This is a genomic window from Sphingopyxis sp. PET50 (assembly GCF_025244705.1).
In the GTDB taxonomy this organism is placed as follows: Bacteria; Pseudomonadota; Alphaproteobacteria; order Sphingomonadales; family Sphingomonadaceae; genus Sphingopyxis.
The window spans coordinates 960,122-975,908 of sequence record NZ_CP104207.1; the positions used below are offsets into that span (position 1 = coordinate 960,122).

The following is a 15,787-nucleotide window of genomic DNA, read 5'->3' on the forward strand; positions in this document are numbered from 1 at the left end:
CACCCAAAAGCCGTTTGCCCTGAGCTTGTCGAAGGGCCGTTCTATCCTTCAACGTTGCAGGAAGAACGGTGCTTCGACAAGCTCAGCACGAACGGGGAAGGGGATATTCGGATTTCTGGCCACTACTCCATCACCAGCACCACCCGCCCCGCGCTCTTGCCCGCCGCCGCATCTTCCATCGCCGCGCGAAAATCGTCCAGGTTGTAAGTCCGCGCCACCGCTGGCCGTAGCTTGCCTTCGCCCGCCAGCGCGAACACCGTATCCCGATTGACTTCACTCTTCTCTGGCTCGAAAATCCCGAACTGCCGCACGTCGACCCCGACCAGGCTTGCCCCCTTCAACAGCGGCAAATTGGTCCGCAGCGCAGCGATCCCGCCCGGAAAGCCGATCACCAGATGCCGCCCGTTCCACGCCAGCGAGCGGAACGCCGGATCGGTCGCCTCGCCGCCGACCGGATCGAACACCACATCGACCCCCTTGCCCTCGTTCGCCGCCTTGACCGCCTCGCGCCAGTCGCCGCCGCGCGCATCGACCACGGCATCGGCGCCCCCGGCGATCGCCAGCGCGCGCTTTTCCTCGCTCGACGCAGACCCGATCACCCGCGCGCCCAGATGCTTGCCGATCTGCACCGCCGCATAGCCCGTGGCGCCGCCAGCGCCGAGCACCAGCAATGCCTCGCCCGCAGCCAGCCGCCCGCGATCGACGAGCGCATGCCATGCGGTGGCATAGCTCACGGGGAACACCGCTGCCTCCTCGAACGACAGCGCTTCGGGCATCTTGCGCACCACCCGTGCGGGCAGGTTCACCGCCTCGGCGAACATCCCGCCCCAGCCGCTCGCCACCACCTTGTCGCCTACCGCCAGCCCCGTAATCTCGGCCCCGACCGCCTCGACCACGCCAACGCACTCGCTCCCTGGAATGAACGGCACCGGCGGTTTCACCTGATAACCGCCGCCCGCGGTCAGCACGTCGACGAAGCTGATCCCCGCCGCCCTGATAGAAATCCTTACTTGAGTGGGCGACGGCGGACCCGGATCATGGTCGACAAGCACGTAATTTTCGGGTGGGCCGAGTTCGTCGGCGCGGACGGCACGGGGCAGGGGAGCGGTCATCGGACACCTCTTGTCATCAGCAATTTAGAAGTATAACCAAGTTATATAACTACTGGAGGGAAAGCCAATGGGTTTCAAGACGCGGATCACCGAAATGCTGGGCATCGAACATCCGATCGTCCAGGGCGGCATGCAGGCCGTCGGCACCGCCGACATGGCGAGCGCGGTGTCGAACGCCGGGGGCCTCGGCATCATCACCGCGCTGACCCAGCCGAGCCCGGAGGCGCTGCGCGACGAGATCGAGCGTTGCCGGTCGATGACCGACAAGCCCTTCGGCGTCAACCTGACCGTGTTCCCGACGATCAACTCGCCCGATTACAACGCCTATGCCGATGCGGTCGTCGAAAGCGGCGTCAAGGTCATGGAGACCGCCGGCACCCCCGCGGTGCGCGAGATCTGGGCGCGGGTGAAGCCGCACGGCGTCACCATCCTCCACAAATGCACCGCGGTCCGTCATGCGCTTTCGGCGGAAAAGGCGGGCTGCGACATCATCTCGATCGACGGTTTCGAATGTGCGGGGCATCCGGGCGAGGACGATATCCCCGGCTTGATCCTGATCCCCGCCGCCGCCGACAAGGTGACGATCCCGATGCTCGCCTCGGGCGGTTTCGGTGATGGCCGCGGCCTGATCGCGGCGCTCAGTCTCGGCGCCGAGGGCATCAACATGGGCACGCGCTTCTGCGCGACGAAGGAAGCGCCGATCCACGACAATGTGAAGCAGGCCTATCTCGACAATGACGAGCGCGGCAGCTTCCTGATCTTCCGCAACTTCAAGAACACCGCGCGCGTCGGCAAGAGCGAAGTCAGTGAAGAGGTGGTCCGCCGCCTCGCGCAGCCCGACGCCAAATTCGCCGATGTGCAGGAACTGGTTGCCGGCACCGCGGGCCGCGAGCTGCTCAAGACCGGCGATCTGTCGAAGGGCGTCTTCTGGGCCGGCATGGTGCAGGGGCTGATCCACGACATCCCGACCTGTCAGCAACTGATCGACCGGATCATTGCCGAGGCCGAGGCGATCCTCGACCAGCGGCTGGCGGGGTTTCGGCACTGAGCTATTTCTCCCCTCCCTTTTAGGGAGGGGCCGGGGGTGGGTATGCGATCTGGCGCTGCCGCTCGCTCCGCTCGCACCCACCCCTAACCCCTCCCTTGCAGGGAGGGGAACAGAGTCACCGCTGCCCGCCATCGACCCGCACCAGCGCGCCGGTGGTATAGGACGACGCCGGACTCGCCAGCATCAGCGCCGCTGTCACGATCTCCTCGGGCCGCCCCGGCCGTCCCAGCGCCACCGGCTGCGTCTCGCGCTTCCTCGGGTCCCACGCCTCGGCGATGTCGGTCAGGAACGGGCCAGGGCTGATCGTGTTGACGCGCACCTTCGGCGCATATTCGCGGCTCAGCGATACGGTCATCGCGTTGAGCGCCGCCTTCGCCGCGCCATAGGGCACGACCATCGGCAGCGCCATCAGCGCGCCGGTCGAACTGATATTGATGATGCAGCCGCCGTCGCCCTCGCTCATCCGGTGCGCGACCTGGCTTGCGAGGCGAAACGGCCCCTTGAAATTGAGGTTCATCACCGAATCGAACAGGCTCTCGGGCATTTCGTGGCTGGGGCAGGCGGGCGACATGCCGGCGTTGTTGATCAGGATATCGACGCGCCCATATTCGGCATAGGCCGCGGCGATCAGCGCATCGATCTCGTCCCAGCGCCCGCAATGCACGCTGTGCGCCAGCGCGCGACGCCCGAGCGCGCGGCACTCCGCCGCCACCTCCTCGCAATTCTCGCGCTTGCGGCTCGCGACGATGACGTCGGCGCCGCGCTCGGCGAGCGCCTTGACCATGCGGTAGCCGAGCCCGCGCGACCCGCCGGTGACGAGCGCGACCTTGCCGGTGAAATCGAACAGCGGATCGGGGGGCATGTCAGTCTCCCGTCGGGGCGGTCATCGCGGCTGCCGCCGCCATCAGCCCGGCGTTGCAGCGCTGCGCGATATCGGCGTCGGCCACCGCGTTGAAGGCATGGACCGCCCCCGCATAGCTGTGCAGCTCGACGGGCACCCCCGATGCGGTCAGCCGCCGCGCATAATCGAGATTTTCGTCGAAGAAGAGGTCGAGGCTGCCCGTCGCGATATAGGCGGGCGGCAGGTTCGACAGATCGTCGGCAAGGCTGGGCGAGAACCAGCCCTTGCGGTGGTCGTCCGCGGCATAGTCGCCTTTCAGCGCGGCCCATCCGAACCGGTTGCTCGCGCGCGTCCAGACGAACTCGCCGGTGTTCGGATTGTCATAGGGGCAGGCTTCGCCCCCCGTGCGATGGTCGAGCATCGGATAGGTGAGCAATTGCCCCCCGATCGCCGAGCCCGCCGAGGTCGCGCGCCATGATCGCCAGCGCCGCCGCCAGACCGCCGCCCGCGCTCTCGCCCGCGACAATTATCCGGTTCGCGTCGAAACCGAGCGCCCCGGCCTGTCCCGCGAGCCACACCAGCGCCGAATGGCAATCCTCCTGCGGCGCGGGGAAGGGATGTTCGGGCGCCAGGCGATATTCGACCGATGCGACGGGTACGCCGGCATGGATGCCGCGAGCGTCGCCGGGCTGGTCTGAATCCGCCGGGCCGATCCCATCACCATGCCGCCGCCGTGGATATACAGGATCGCGCCGCTCCCGGGCTTCGTCGCCGACGGCCGATAAAGATAGACCGCGATGTCGGGCCCGCCATGCGCTGACGATATGGTCATAACCTCGGGCGTGATCGCCGGTGGCGGCAGGAAGGCGTAGGCGGCGTCGGCCTTTTCCCGAACCTCGGCGATCAGCGATCCGGCAAGCTCGACCTGCGGGAACATGTTGAGCAGCGGTGCGATCTGCCGGTCGACCAGATGGCGGGTGGTCATTCAAAATTCTCCTTTCAGCTCGGTGCCCGGATCGTCTCCAGCCGCGTCGGGATATGCTCGCTCGGGAACAGTCCCGGCGCGGGCGTCGCATTCTTCAGATAGGCCTTGGCGACCTGCACCTTGTGCACCTCGGTCGGCCCGTCGGCGAGTGCCATTGCGGGCAGGCCCATCCACATATCGGCGAGCGGCAGTTCCAGCGTCATGCCCAGACTGCCGTGCAGCTGGATCGCGCGCTGGACGATGTCGTGATAGACTTTCGCCATCTGCACCTTGCACATCGCGATATGGGTGCGCGCGGCGCCGTGGGGTTCGTTGTCGATGATCCACGCGGTCTTGAGCACCAGCAGGCGGAACTGTTCGAGCTCGATGATCGAATCGGCGATCGCCCCCTGCACGAACTGATGCTCGCTGAGCGGCTTGCCCTGCGTCCGCCGCGACACCGCGCGTTCGAGCATCATGTCGATCGCGCGCTGGCACTTGCCGACGGTGCGCATCGCGTGGTGGACGCGCCCGCCGCCGAGCCGCGCCTGCGCCACCTTGAATCCCTCGCCGGGCCCGCCGAGCATCGCGTCGAGCGGCACGCGCACCTTGTTGTAGCGGATATAGGCGTGGGTGCCGTCGTCCGCGCCCTTGCTGTCGCCCATCGTCTGCGAATGGCGGATATATTCGACTCCCGGCGTGTCGGTGGGGACGATCAGCATCGACATGCGCTGGTGCGGCGGATTCTCGGGGTTGGTGACGACCATCACGATCAGGAAGGCCGCGAAGCGCGCGTTGGACGAGAACCATTTCTCGCCCTCGATCACCCATTGGTTGCCCTCCTGCCACGCGCGGCAGGTGAATTCCTTGGGATCGGCGCCCGCCTGCGGCTCGGTCATCGAGAAGCAGGAGACGATCGTGCCGTCCATCAGCGGCTGGAGATAGCGCGCCTTCTGCTCCTCGGTCCCGAACATCGCGAGGATTTCGCTGTTGCCGGTATCGGGCGCCGCGGTGCCGAACACGGTCGGCGCCCAATAGCTGCGCCCGAGGATTTCGTTCATCAGCGCGAGGGTGAGCTGGCCATAGCCCGGCCCGCCGAGTTCGGCGCCGAGGTGGCACGCCCACAGCCCCTGCGCCTTCACCTGCTCCTGCAGCGGTTTCATATAGGCGCGCGATTCCCGGTTGGCGACGTCATAGGGCGCGCCATGGCCGGGGAAGAGCAGGTCCATCGGCTCGCATTGCTCGCGGACGAATGTCGCCATCCAGTCGAGTTTGGCCTGCAATTCGGGCTCGATGCGGAAATCGATCATGTCGTCGTCCTTGTATTAGCCGATCAGGCGGATGAGTTTTTCGGCTTCGGCGAAATTGCCGCGCACCAGCCGGTCGAAGAAGCGCCCGGTCTCGGCGTTCAATATGCCCTTGGCCGCCTGCGCGACCTTGTACTCGAGGATGCAGCCGCCCTTGAACATCGCGAGGATCAGATAATAGTCGAAGCTGTCCATGCCGCGCCCGGTGCCCGCGGCATAATGCGCCATCAGCTCCTGCCGGCTCGGCCAGTCGCCGACATTATAGAGCGCCTTTTCGGGCACATGGCCGGGGAAGCGGTCGTCGCATATGCCGTTGCAGAACCAGGCGAGGTCGAGCAGCGGATCGGCGATCGTCGACAGTTCCCAGTCGATCAGCGCGGTCAGCCGGCACGGCGGATCGAAGGCGAAGAGCGCATTGGGGGTGCCGACGTCGCCGTGGATGATGCCGGGCCGGAAATCGTCCGGGATATTGGCACGCAGCCAGTCGCGGGCCAGCGCATAGCCCGGCAGTTCGCGCCACTCGAAATCGTAAAGCTGCCTGTAGCTCCTGATCTGGCCTTCCCAGCGGTCGACCTGCCGTTCGAGAAAATTGTCGGGCCGCCCGAAGTCTTCGAGGCCGACGGCCCTGTAATCGACGTTGGCGAGCGCGATCAGCCCGTCGACCATCGCAAAGGGCACCTCGCGCGCGTGCGGCGGCTTGTCGAAAGGCGGCCGGTCGTAAATGCGCCCGTCGCGCAGGTCTGCGGGCCATCCCTCGACCAGATCCATGACATAGAAGGGGGCACCGATGACCTCGGCGTCGGCGCAGCTTCCGTGACAGACCGGGTGCGGCACGCCGGTGCCGTTCAGCGCCGTGAGCACCCGCGCCTCGCGCAGCACGCTCTTCTCGCTTCCGGGAGGCGGCACCGCGGGCGGACGGCGCAGGATGAGCGTCTTGCCGCCGCGATCGAGCGACAGGATGACGTTCGACGTGCCGCCGTGAATTTTCTCCACCGCCAGCGGTCCGTCGCCGAGCGCGGGAAGGTTCGCGTCGAGCCATGCGGTCAACCGTTCGGGATCGGCCAGCGCCTTCACATCGTCGCTCATCCGTCGCGCTCCCGCAAATAGGCTTCGATGCCGGTACGGATTATGTGCATCCGTTCGGCCGCCTCGGCAAAGCTCTGCGCATCGACGTGGGTCAGCACGGCGCGCGTCACCGCCTGCGCGCGCTCGTGGTCGGCCGCTTTCAACTCCCGTCCCGCCTCGGTCGCGACGATCAGCGACGCGCGCTTGTGCCCGGGATTGTCGGCGAATGCGACCAGTCCCAGTTCGGCGAGCCGGTTCGCGGCGCGCTGCACCACCTGACGGGGATGCCCCAGGCTGCGCCCGATCTGCGCGACCGTCGGCGGTGTCGCGGCGTTCACCACGGCGGTGAGCACCGTCAGCTCCATTTCGGGCAGCCCGCTTTTCGCGCGCGTGTCGGCGTAGAGCGCCCGCATCCGCCCACGCAGCCGCGCGACCTCGTCGGCGAATCGTTCGAACTCGGGAAAACGGTCAGACATGGCACTTCGATGTCAAATTGACACTATGGTGTCAATTTATTTCAGCGCGTCGCCATCCGCTCGAACAGCGACCCTTCGGCCTGCCAGTCGATCCGCACCCGCCGGTGCGCGAAGCGCCAGCCGTCGGCGGTGCGGATCAGCCGGTCGTCATAGGTGCCGCTGTGATCGGGTCCGAAATTGCTGTGCACGGTGAAATAGCTGCGCGCCGTGGCCGTATCGCCATCGACCGCGATCAGCGGGTTGGTGATATGGTGGCGCACGAAGGTCAGCCGCGCATCGCGCGTGCCCGACGCCAGCGCCGCCGCGATCGCCAGCCGGCCCGCGCGGCGCCTTGCCGAGATATTCGAGCACGCCGTCTGCGGCGAAACAGGCGGTCATCGCGTCCAGCCGCCCACGGTCGCCATGATAGGTATAGCGCGCGAGCAGGTCGCGGATCGCGTCGCGGTCGGCGGCAAGATCAGCCATTGTAGCAAAGCTCCAGCCCGGGCTCGTCCCAGCGCATTTTTGCCAGCCGCCCGGTCCGCGACAGGGTGATATAGGCATCGCGCATGTCGGCGCCGCCAAAAGCGATATTGGTCACATAGGGTTCGCCCGCGATATCGAGCTTGCTCACCGCCCCATCGGGCGTGATCGTCGTGATCCCGCCGTCATAGAGTGTGGCGACACAGATGTTCCCCGCCGCCGTCACCGCGAGGCTGTCGAACCCGACCGGTCCCGGCGCGGTCGCGACCCAGGTCGGGCGCTGTTCCGCGACTTCCCGTTCATACCGCCACAGCCGCGCCTGATGCGTATCGGCGACATGGATGTGGCGCCCGTCGGGGGACAGGCCGATGCCGTTGTACGAGACCGCATGGCGATTGATCGCCGCGATCGACGATCCGTCGGGCAGCGCGCTGAACAATCCGCTCGCGGTGCGGATGCCGTCGTGCGTCTTGCCGAGGTCGGTGAACCACAGCCGCCCCTCGGCATCGAAGACGATGTCGTTGGGCGCTTCGAGTGCGACGCCATCGCAGGCATCGTAAAGTCGCTCGAACTTGCCGGTGGACAGATCGACGCGCTCGACGCGTCCCTCGTGCCCGGCGCCGCGCGCATTCTGGAATTTGACGAGGTCGAGCCCGCCATTGTTGCACACATAGAGCGCGCCATCGGGTCCGATCGCAGCGCCATTGGGTCCGCCGCCGATCTCGCAGACCGTTTCGGTCCGTCCGTTCCAGCAGCGCGTGATGCGCCCGCCCGCGAGTTCGACGACGATCACCGACCCGTCGGCCATCACCACCGGCCCTTCGGGAAAGGCGAGCCCTTCCGCGACGATCTCGATCATGCGCCTCTCCTGTATAACTTAGTTATCCATGTCTTGACACGCGGGGGACGAGCGCGCAACCCTGCGCGGAGGGAGAGACAATGGCCGTACCAGCCCATCATATCGTGGCGACGCCGCCACCCTTCGACGTGCCGCCCTATCCGGCCGGCATTTTCGCGGGACAGGTGGTGCTCGTCACCGGCGGCGGGTCGGGCATGGGGCTGGCGATGGCCAGGGCCTTTGCGCAGGGCGGCGCCGATGTCGCGGTCATGGGCCGCAGCCTCGACCGCGCGCGGGAGGGCGCGGCGCAGATCGCGGCGCTGGGCGTGCGCACCCATGCGATGAGCTGCGACGTCCGCCTGCCCGAAGCCGTCGCCGCCGCCTTCGACGAGGCCGAGGCGGCGCTCGGCCCGGTCGGCCTCCTCGCCAACAACGCCGGCGCCAATTTCCCGGTGCTCGCCGAGGATATTTCGCCGAACGCGTGGAGCGCGGTGACGCGGATCGCGATCGACGGCACCTTCCTCTGCTCGGCCGAATATGCCCGCCGCCACATCGCGGCGGGAGAGGGCGGGGCGATCGTCAACAACAGCGCCCAATATATCTGGACCGGCTTTCCCGGCGACGCGCACAGCGCCGCCGCCAAGACCGCGCAGGCGACGATGACGAGGAAAATGGCCGCCGACTGGGCGCCCCACGGCATCCGCGTCAACGCCGTCGCGGCGGGTTTCTTCCCGCACGCGACCTCGAATGCCGGACAGCGCGAGGGCGGGATCGAGGAGCTTCAGGCAATGATCCCCGCCGGCCGTACCGGCAGCATCTGGGAATTCGGCTGGCTCGCGGCGATGACTTGCACGCCGCTGTTCGGCGCCATGACCGGGCAGGTGATCGTGCAGGACGGCGGCGAAAGCCTGCGCCGCTCGCTCATCATGCCCGACTATGTGCCGCCGCGCGAGCGCGCCGACGGCCCCTGGGGATGGAAATGAAGCGCGTGGAAATGAGCGGCTGGCTGGCGGGCAAGCGCGCCCGGATCGAGGGCGACAGCCCGGCGATCGCCGCCGCGTTCGAGGCGGCGGGCGCGACGCTCGTCGGGGGCGAGGCCGATATCTGGGTTCACATCGCCCCGCCGCCGAAGGTCAAGGCCGCGCACGAGCTGACCCACGCCGAATGGCGCGCCAGCCTCGACGCGGGTCTCGACCGGCGGTTCCTCGGCGCCAGGGACTTCGCCGCAAGCTGCCGCGCGCGCGGGCAGGGCGGGGCGGTGCTGTTCGTCGGCGCCCCCGAGCAGGCGCTCGGCGCCGATCAGGCCGCGGCGGCGGGCGCGCTCGGCAATCTCACCAAGACGCTCGGCGTCGAATGGGCCCGCGACGGTATCCGCGTGAACAGCATTCTCACCCGCGAAACGGGCGATACGCTCGGGCATCTCGCCGCCTATCTCGCCAGCGACTATGCCGCCTATGTCACCGGCGCGGTGGTCGGCATCGCGCTCGATGACTGACCGCATCCGCCTCGACGGGCAGGCGGCGTTCGTCACGGGGGGCGGTGGCGGCATCGGGCGCGCGATCGCGATCCGGCTGGCCGAGGCGGGCGCCGATGTCGCGATCTTCGACATCTTCGCCGAACGCGCCGAGGAAGCAGCGGCGCGCGTTCGCGAGACGGGGCGGCGCGCGCTGGCGATCCCGGGCGACGTGATGGACGGCGACGCCTTGCGCGCGGCCATCGACCGCACCGCATCCGAATTCGGCCGCCTCGATATCCTCGCCAACAATGCCGGCGGCGTGTCGGCGCGGCCCTTTCTCGACCAGAGCGAGCGCAGCATGCGCAAGCATATCGACATCAACCTGATGTCGATGCTGATCGCGACGCAGACGGCGGCCAAGCATATGGTCGCGGGCGGGCGTGGCGGCTCGATCGTCAATGTCGCGAGCATCGAGGCGAGCCGCGCGGCGCCCAATTTCGCCGTCTATGCGGCGTGCAAGGCGGGTATGCTCAGCTTCACCCGGTCGATGGCGGTCGAGCTGTCGGACCATGACATCCGCGTCAATTGCATCGCGCCCGACCATACGGTCACGCCGGGCAATCAGGGCAATCGCGCCGGGCCGGTCGACCCCGCGACCTGGAAACGGCACAGTGCCGAAGAAATCGACGCGATGAACCGGCTGATCCCGCTGGGCCGCGAAGGCATCGACATGGAATGCGGCGACGCGGCGGTTTTCCTGTCGAGCGCAATGGCGAGCTATATCACCGGCGTATTGCTTCCCGTCGATGGCGGCACCTGGGGCGCGTCGGGCTGGGTGCGTGGAAGAAACGGCAAATGGACGCTCAACGAAGGTTTGGCATTCGGCGCCTAAATGAAGGAAATAGGGCAACATTGCTAGGTTGCGTCAAAGGTCCTAAAGACGCAGCTACTGGAAATGAAACAAACTCCGGGCAGGGGCAGGATTTGTGAATATGGAAAATAGCGCGGCGCGCATCAGGGTACCCAAGACATCGGAACTGGTCGCCGACCAGATCAGGGCCCAGATCGTGCGCGGCGAACTGAAAGAGGGCGACTCGCTGCCGCCCGAAGGCACGCTGATGTCGACCCTCGGCATTTCGCGCCCGACCCTGCGCGAAGCCTTTCGCATCCTCGAGGCCGAGGCCCTGATCAGCGTCGTGCGCGGGTCGCGCAGCGGCGCGCGCGTGCATCAGCCGTCGGTCGAACTCGTGTCGCGCTATGCGGGCTATCTGCTCGAGGCGGGCGGGACGACGATCTCCGATCTCTATGCCGCGCGGCTCGCGATCGAGCCGACCGTCGTGCGCTGGCTCGCCACCGCCAAGGGCCAGACACCGGGTTTCGCGAAGGTGCGGCAGGTGCTCGCGGACCTCGACAATATGCTCAGTACCGAGGCCTATGCCGAATTCGTCGACAATGTGTCGCATTTCCACCAGACGCTCGTCGAGGCCACCGGCAACAAGACGCTCAGCCTGCTCAACCGCATGCTGCTCAACCTCGGCCGCCATCACCAGAATGATTATCAGCGCCGCCACCCGCGCACGACCGAGGACAAGTACAAGAGCCTGCGCGCGGGCTTCAAATCCTTCGAGAAGCTGGTCACGATGATCGAGGCCGGCGATGTCGAGGGCGCGGTCGCGCACTGGCGGCTTCACCTGCGCAACGCCAACGACACCTGGGCGGCGCGCGGCGAGGGCGAGCGGGTGGTCGACTCCCTGCACGGATGAATTTCGCCGACGCGATGATGGCCGCCGCGGCGCGCATGCCCGGCGCGTCGCTGACCGTCGCGTCGGACACGCACCCGGCTGAAACGACGCTCGGCGAAGTCGTCGCGGCGGGCCGCCGTATGGGCACGCGGATGAGCGCCGCCGGGATCGGGCGCGGCGATATCGTCGCCTGCATGCTTCCCAACTGGCGCGAATGGCTCGTCGTCGCGGCCGGGGCGGCGCAGGCGGGGGCGGTGATGCTGCCGATCGTCACCATCTATGGCGCGAAGGAACTCGGCTTCATCCTGCGCCAGTCGGGAGCGAAATGGCTGTTCACGCCCGATCGCTTCCGGGGTGTCGATCATGCCCGGGTCGTGGCCGATTGCGGCGAGCTGCCCGCGCTGGACCGCCACATCGTCATCGGGCCCGATTTCGATGCGCTGGAGGCCGACGGACCGATCGCCGATCCGGTGCCGGTCGACGCGGACGACCTTGCGCTGCTCGTCTATACCTCGGGCACCACCGCCGATCCCAAGGGCGTGATGCACAATGCGCGCTCGATCCTCGCCGAGCTGCAGTCGATGCGCGACATGCGCGGCGGTTCGGACGACGAGACGGTGATTTCGCCGTGGCCGCCGGGGCATGTCGCGGGCGCGCTGTCGATGTACCGCTTCCTCTGCCAGGCGACTCCGCTCGTGCTGATGGACCAGTGGGACGCCGCACTCGCCGCCGAACTGATCGAACGCCATCGCATCTCCTTCACGTCGGGGACGCCCTTCCATCTGTCGGGGATCATGGCCGCCGCCGACGCGGCGGGGCGCGACCTGTCGTCGCTCCGGCACTATATGGTCGGCGCCGCGCCGGTGCCGCCGTCGCTGATCGAACGCTGCCAGGCGCAGGGACTCGCCGTCTTTCACTGCTATGGGTCGAGCGAGCATCCGACGGTGACGTCGGGGGTCGCCGAAGACCCGCTCGACAAGCAGCTCGATACCGAGGGCCGCGTGATCGAGGGATCCGAAATGCGCTTCGTCGACGACGCGGGCAGGGACGTGCCGCCGGGGCAGGATGGAGAAATCTGCACGCGCGGACCCGAACTGTTCCTGGGCTATCTCGACCCGGCGCTGAACGAAGCGGCCTTCCTGCCCGGCGGCTGGTACCGCAGCGGCGACGTCGGCCGCCTCGACGAGGACGGCTATCTGCTGATCACCGACCGCAAGAAGGACATCATCATCCGCGGCGGCGAGAATATCGCGTCGAAGGAGGTCGAGGCGGTGCTGCTGCGGCATCCGGCGATCGCCGATGCGGCGGCGGTGGCGGCGCCCGACGAGCGCATGGGCGAGGTGGTGCGCGCCTGCGTCGTGCTGGCGCCGGGCGCGACGCTGACGCTGGATGACGTGCGCGCGCACTTCCTCGCGGCGGGGATCGCGAAGCAGAAGACGCCCGAGCGGCTGACGATATTGGCGGAACTGCCGCGCAACGCGTCGGGCAAGGTGCTGAAGCAGGAATTGCGGCGGACGGCTTAATTGCCATGCTCGCCTAAACTCCGTTCGTGCTGAGCTTGTCGAAGCACCGTTCTTCTTCCTAACGTCCAAGGAAAGAACGGCCCTTCGACAAGCTCAGGGCGAACGGATGTTGGTAGCGGTTCTAATTCCGCATGATGAACCCGCCGTCGACGTTCAGCGCCTGCCCCGTGATCCAGTCCCCCGCGGGCGAGCAGAGCAGCAGTAGCGCTCCCACCAGATCCTGCGGCTCGCCGCGCGGCTGCTTGACCACGCGCGCCATCGCCGCCTGCACGAAGGGGCTGTCCTCGGGGGTCAGCGCCTTGCCCGCGTCGGACATGGTCATCCCCGGCGCGATCGCATTGACGTTGACGTTCATCCGCCCGAGCTCGGTCGCCAGCGTCGTCGTCAGCCCGAGCAGCGCGACCTTGCTGATCCCGTAGGTCGTCTGGGCCGGGAAACCGCCCGCCGACAGCTGGTTGACGATCTTGCCGCCGCCGCGCGCCTGGAACAGCGGCACCGCCGCCTTGGAGCAGATCAGCGCGCCGGTCAGGTTGACGCGCATCAGCCGCTCGAAATCGGCGATGCTCGTCTGGATCGCGGGGGTGCCCACCGCCTCGACCATCAGCGCGGCATTGTTGACGAGGATGTCGAGCCCGCCGAAGGCCGCGACGGTCGCCTCCATCATCGCCGCGACCGACGCCTCGTCGGCGATATCGGCCCGCACCGCGATCGCCCTGCCGCCCGCGGCCTCGATCTCGCCCGCGACGCGTTCGGCGCCTTCCTTGTTGAGGTCCGCGACGACGACGCGCGCGCCCGCATTGGCGAGCCCGACCGCATAGGCGCGCCCGATGCCGTTACCGCGCCCGCCCGCGCCGGTGACGATCGCCACCTTGCCGTCGAGGCGGAACCGGTCATTGGTGAAATCAGGCATTTATCTCCCCTCCCGCTTGCGGGAGGGGCCGGGGAGGGCCTGTCCCGTATCCAACAAAAGGGAGGAAACAAGCCCTCCCTAACCCCTCCCGCAAGCGGGAGGAGAACGCCTATTTCGGAAAGATCGGCGCGCCGACGCCGATGGTGACGGTCTTGTAGTGCAGGAATTCGTCGATCCCCGCCTTGCCGCCCTCCTTGCCGAAGCCCGATATGCCGATCCCGCCAAAGGGGGTGTGCGGATTGATCTGGAACCCGCCATTGTTGTAGACGCCGCTCGGCGTTGAGCCGCTCGGACAGGCGGTGGACGCGCTGCAGATCGTTCGACTGGATATAGGCGGCGAGGCCATATTCGCTGTTGTTGGCGATGGCGACCGCCTCGTCCTCGTCGTGGAATTTCATCACCACCACCGCGGGGCCGAAAATCTCGACCTGGCTGATCTCGTGATCGGGGTCGGCATCGACGATCAGCGTCGGTTCGATGAAATTGCCCTCGGCGAGGTCGCCGCCGCAGCGTCCGCCGCCGAGCTCGAACTTCGCCGCGCCGTCGGCCTTCGCGCGCTCGAACATGCCGAGGATGCGGTCGACCGCCGCCCTGTTGATCACCGGCCCGACCGCGACCGTCGGGTCCATCGGATCGCCGACCTTGAACTGGCCGATGATCGCCTTCAGCCGCGCGACGAAATCATCATAGACGTCGGCATGGACGAGCTGGCGGGTGGGGAGGGCGCAGCCCTGGCCCGACAGGCAGCCGACGGTCCAGAACACCGCGCGCTCGGCCGCCGCCTGGAGGTCGCAGTCGGGAAAGACGAGGCTCGCCGACTTGCCGCCGAGCTCCATCACGCTCGGCTTGATCTCCTCGGCGCACGCCGCGAGGATCCTGCGCGCGGTGATCGGGCCGCCGGTGAAGCTGATCTTGCGGATATTCTTGTGCCGCACGATCGCCTCGCCCGCCTCGGCGGTGCCGGGCAGGATCGACAGCACCCCGTCGGGAACTCCGGCCTGCTTGCACAATTGCGCGAACATCTCGGGCGCGAAGGGGGTGATCTCGGCGGGCTTGCAGATCACGCAATTGCCCGCCGCGAGCGCCGCCGCGACCTTCATGCCGAGCGAGATCAGCGGCCCGTTCCAGGTGATGATGATGCCGACGATGCCGATCGGCTCGGGCACGGTGTAGCTCAGCTCGCCGCGCGTATCGAAGGTCGAGATCAGCTCGCCCGAAACCTTATCGCACCAGCCGGCATAGTATCGCGTCCAGCCGACCGCGGTGTCGACCCCGCGCTCGCCGACCATCAGCGTCGTGCCGCCGTCGAGCGCCGCCATTTCGGCGAGCTTCGTCTTGTTCGCCTCGAGCAGGTCGGCGAGGCGGTTCAAAATGTCGCGCCGCGCCTCGGGCGGGGTGCGGCGCCACGCCTCGCGCACGGCTTCGGCCTTGGCGACCGCCTCTTCTACCTCCGCCGCGCCGAGCGAGCGGAATCTCGGCCTGCACCTCCTGCCTGACCGGGTGCAGATGCGGATGCGTCCCGCCGCTGCCGCTCGCTCGCTGTTCGTGCCCCAGATGCAGATGCACTGCGGGTGCCGCGCTTGCCATGATAGGATCCTCTTCTGTTTCAGCTGTTTTCGGGCATCGCCAGGACGAGTCCGCCGTCGGCGCCCGGCCGCATCGCCGGGCTCCAGACGATTTCCCAGCCATTGCCTTCGGGGTCGGCGAAATAGCCCGAATAGAGGCCGCCATCGCGGTCGCGGATCGGGCTGGTGACGGTGGCGCTGGCGGCGATCGCCCCGGCGAATTGCGCATCGACGTCGGCCTTCGTCTCGACGAAGACCGCGTTCAGGGCGCGCGGGACCGCCGACAGGTCGATGCCGCTTTCCGCCGCCAGATAGTCGCGCGGGACAAAGACGATGACCGCCGTTCCGGCGCGCAGCATGAGCGAACCCGGCGCGTCGGGACCCCATGGCTGCCAGCCGAGTCCATCGACATAGAATCGGCGCAGGGCCGCCACGTCGCCCGCGGGCACCATCAGCATATGCAAGGCCTGATCCATCG

Annotated in this window: 18 protein-coding genes and 2 pseudogenes; 6 read left to right on the plus strand and 14 right to left on the minus strand. The window is 67.5% G+C overall.

Annotation, left to right across the window (positions count from 1 at the left end; translation table 11 throughout):
- Positions 1-122 precede the first annotated feature (122 nt).
- On the minus strand, positions 123-1,112 hold the full coding sequence (locus N0A20_RS04955; RefSeq protein ID WP_260582872.1) for an NADPH:quinone oxidoreductase family protein: 990 nt from the start codon (positions 1,110-1,112) through the stop codon (positions 123-125).
- Positions 1,113-1,179: 67 nt separating this feature from the next.
- Between N0A20_RS04955 and N0A20_RS04960 the strand changes: the two genes are divergently transcribed.
- The gene (locus N0A20_RS04960) at positions 1,180-2,160 is read left to right on the plus strand and encodes an NAD(P)H-dependent flavin oxidoreductase (RefSeq protein WP_260582873.1); all 981 of its coding nucleotides are present in this window, start codon (positions 1,180-1,182) and stop codon (positions 2,158-2,160) included.
- A gap of 115 nt (positions 2,161-2,275) precedes the next feature.
- Here the strand turns inward: N0A20_RS04960 and N0A20_RS04965 are convergent, their stop codons facing one another.
- The 9 genes and pseudogenes from N0A20_RS04965 to N0A20_RS05005 all read right to left on the minus strand — a co-directional run bounded on the left by N0A20_RS04965 (position 2,276) and on the right by N0A20_RS05005 (position 8,134).
- Entirely contained in the window at positions 2,276-3,022 is a 747-nt protein-coding gene (locus N0A20_RS04965) for an SDR family NAD(P)-dependent oxidoreductase (RefSeq protein ID WP_260582874.1), read from the minus strand.
- A 1-nt stretch (position 3,023) separates the two neighbouring features.
- Positions 3,024-3,422 (minus strand): alpha/beta hydrolase, encoded by a 399-nt coding sequence (locus tag N0A20_RS04970; RefSeq protein WP_260583825.1) that lies wholly within the window; start codon positions 3,420-3,422, stop codon positions 3,024-3,026.
- Complete coding sequence (locus N0A20_RS04975; RefSeq protein WP_260583826.1) at positions 3,382-3,633, minus strand: alpha/beta hydrolase fold domain-containing protein; 252 nt, start codon at positions 3,631-3,633, stop codon at positions 3,382-3,384. The genes N0A20_RS04970 and N0A20_RS04975 overlap by 41 nt, the downstream gene beginning before the upstream one ends.
- The gene (locus N0A20_RS04980; protein ID WP_260583996.1) at positions 3,528-3,986 is read right to left on the minus strand and encodes a hypothetical protein; all 459 of its coding nucleotides are present in this window, start codon (positions 3,984-3,986) and stop codon (positions 3,528-3,530) included. The genes N0A20_RS04975 and N0A20_RS04980 overlap by 106 nt, the downstream gene beginning before the upstream one ends.
- 14 nt (positions 3,987-4,000) lie before the next feature.
- Complete coding sequence (locus N0A20_RS04985) at positions 4,001-5,275, minus strand: acyl-CoA dehydrogenase family protein (RefSeq protein ID WP_260582875.1); 1,275 nt, start codon at positions 5,273-5,275, stop codon at positions 4,001-4,003.
- Positions 5,276-5,290: 15 nt separating this feature from the next.
- Positions 5,291-6,358 carry a phosphotransferase family protein gene (locus N0A20_RS04990; protein WP_260582876.1) on the minus strand — a complete coding sequence of 356 codons (1,068 nt, stop codon included), beginning with the start codon at positions 6,356-6,358 and terminating at the stop codon, positions 5,291-5,293.
- The gene (locus N0A20_RS04995; protein ID WP_260582877.1) at positions 6,355-6,813 is read right to left on the minus strand and encodes a MarR family winged helix-turn-helix transcriptional regulator; all 459 of its coding nucleotides are present in this window, start codon (positions 6,811-6,813) and stop codon (positions 6,355-6,357) included. The genes N0A20_RS04990 and N0A20_RS04995 overlap by 4 nt, the downstream gene beginning before the upstream one ends.
- A gap of 41 nt (positions 6,814-6,854) precedes the next feature.
- Positions 6,855-7,356 (minus strand): annotated as a pseudogene (locus N0A20_RS05000) (nuclear transport factor 2 family protein).
- Positions 7,271-8,134 (minus strand): SMP-30/gluconolactonase/LRE family protein, encoded by an 864-nt coding sequence (locus N0A20_RS05005; protein WP_312846601.1) that lies wholly within the window; start codon positions 8,132-8,134, stop codon positions 7,271-7,273. Before N0A20_RS05005 ends, N0A20_RS05000 begins: the two are co-directional and overlap by 86 nt.
- Before the next feature lie 80 nt (positions 8,135-8,214).
- Here N0A20_RS05005 and N0A20_RS05010 point away from each other — a divergent pair, with 80 nt between their 5' ends.
- The 5 genes from N0A20_RS05010 to N0A20_RS05030 all read left to right on the plus strand — a co-directional run bounded on the left by N0A20_RS05010 (position 8,215) and on the right by N0A20_RS05030 (position 12,834).
- Positions 8,215-9,096: an SDR family oxidoreductase gene (locus N0A20_RS05010; protein WP_260582878.1), complete on the plus strand. Its 882-nt coding sequence runs from the start codon at positions 8,215-8,217 to the stop codon at positions 9,094-9,096.
- On the plus strand, positions 9,093-9,608 hold the full coding sequence (locus N0A20_RS05015; RefSeq protein ID WP_260582879.1) for an SDR family oxidoreductase: 516 nt from the start codon (positions 9,093-9,095) through the stop codon (positions 9,606-9,608). The genes N0A20_RS05010 and N0A20_RS05015 overlap by 4 nt, the downstream gene beginning before the upstream one ends.
- Positions 9,601-10,461 carry an SDR family NAD(P)-dependent oxidoreductase gene (locus tag N0A20_RS05020; RefSeq protein WP_260582880.1) on the plus strand — a complete coding sequence of 287 codons (861 nt, stop codon included), beginning with the start codon at positions 9,601-9,603 and terminating at the stop codon, positions 10,459-10,461. Before N0A20_RS05015 ends, N0A20_RS05020 begins: the two co-directional genes overlap by 8 nt.
- 100 nt (positions 10,462-10,561) lie before the next feature.
- On the plus strand, positions 10,562-11,332 hold the full coding sequence (locus N0A20_RS05025; protein WP_260582881.1) for a FadR/GntR family transcriptional regulator: 771 nt from the start codon (positions 10,562-10,564) through the stop codon (positions 11,330-11,332).
- Positions 11,329-12,834 (plus strand): AMP-binding protein, encoded by a 1,506-nt coding sequence (locus N0A20_RS05030; protein ID WP_260582882.1) that lies wholly within the window; start codon positions 11,329-11,331, stop codon positions 12,832-12,834. The genes N0A20_RS05025 and N0A20_RS05030 overlap by 4 nt, the downstream gene beginning before the upstream one ends.
- A gap of 121 nt (positions 12,835-12,955) precedes the next feature.
- Here the strand turns inward: N0A20_RS05030 and N0A20_RS05035 are convergent, their stop codons facing one another.
- The 4 genes and pseudogenes from N0A20_RS05035 to N0A20_RS05045 form a co-directional block, all read right to left on the minus strand.
- Positions 12,956-13,744 carry an SDR family oxidoreductase gene (locus N0A20_RS05035; protein WP_260582883.1) on the minus strand — a complete coding sequence of 263 codons (789 nt, stop codon included), beginning with the start codon at positions 13,742-13,744 and terminating at the stop codon, positions 12,956-12,958.
- Positions 13,745-13,853: 109 nt separating this feature from the next.
- On the minus strand, positions 13,854-14,090 hold the full coding sequence (locus tag N0A20_RS20550) for an aldehyde dehydrogenase family protein (RefSeq protein ID WP_409574768.1): 237 nt from the start codon (positions 14,088-14,090) through the stop codon (positions 13,854-13,856).
- Positions 14,080-15,162 (minus strand): annotated as a pseudogene (locus N0A20_RS05040) (aldehyde dehydrogenase family protein); the annotation flags it as partial. The pseudogene N0A20_RS05040 and the gene N0A20_RS20550, both read right to left, overlap by 11 nt.
- A 188-nt stretch (positions 15,163-15,350) precedes the next feature.
- The gene (locus N0A20_RS05045; RefSeq protein ID WP_260582884.1) at positions 15,351-15,785 is read right to left on the minus strand and encodes a VOC family protein; all 435 of its coding nucleotides are present in this window, start codon (positions 15,783-15,785) and stop codon (positions 15,351-15,353) included.
- Positions 15,786-15,787 lie beyond the last annotated feature (2 nt).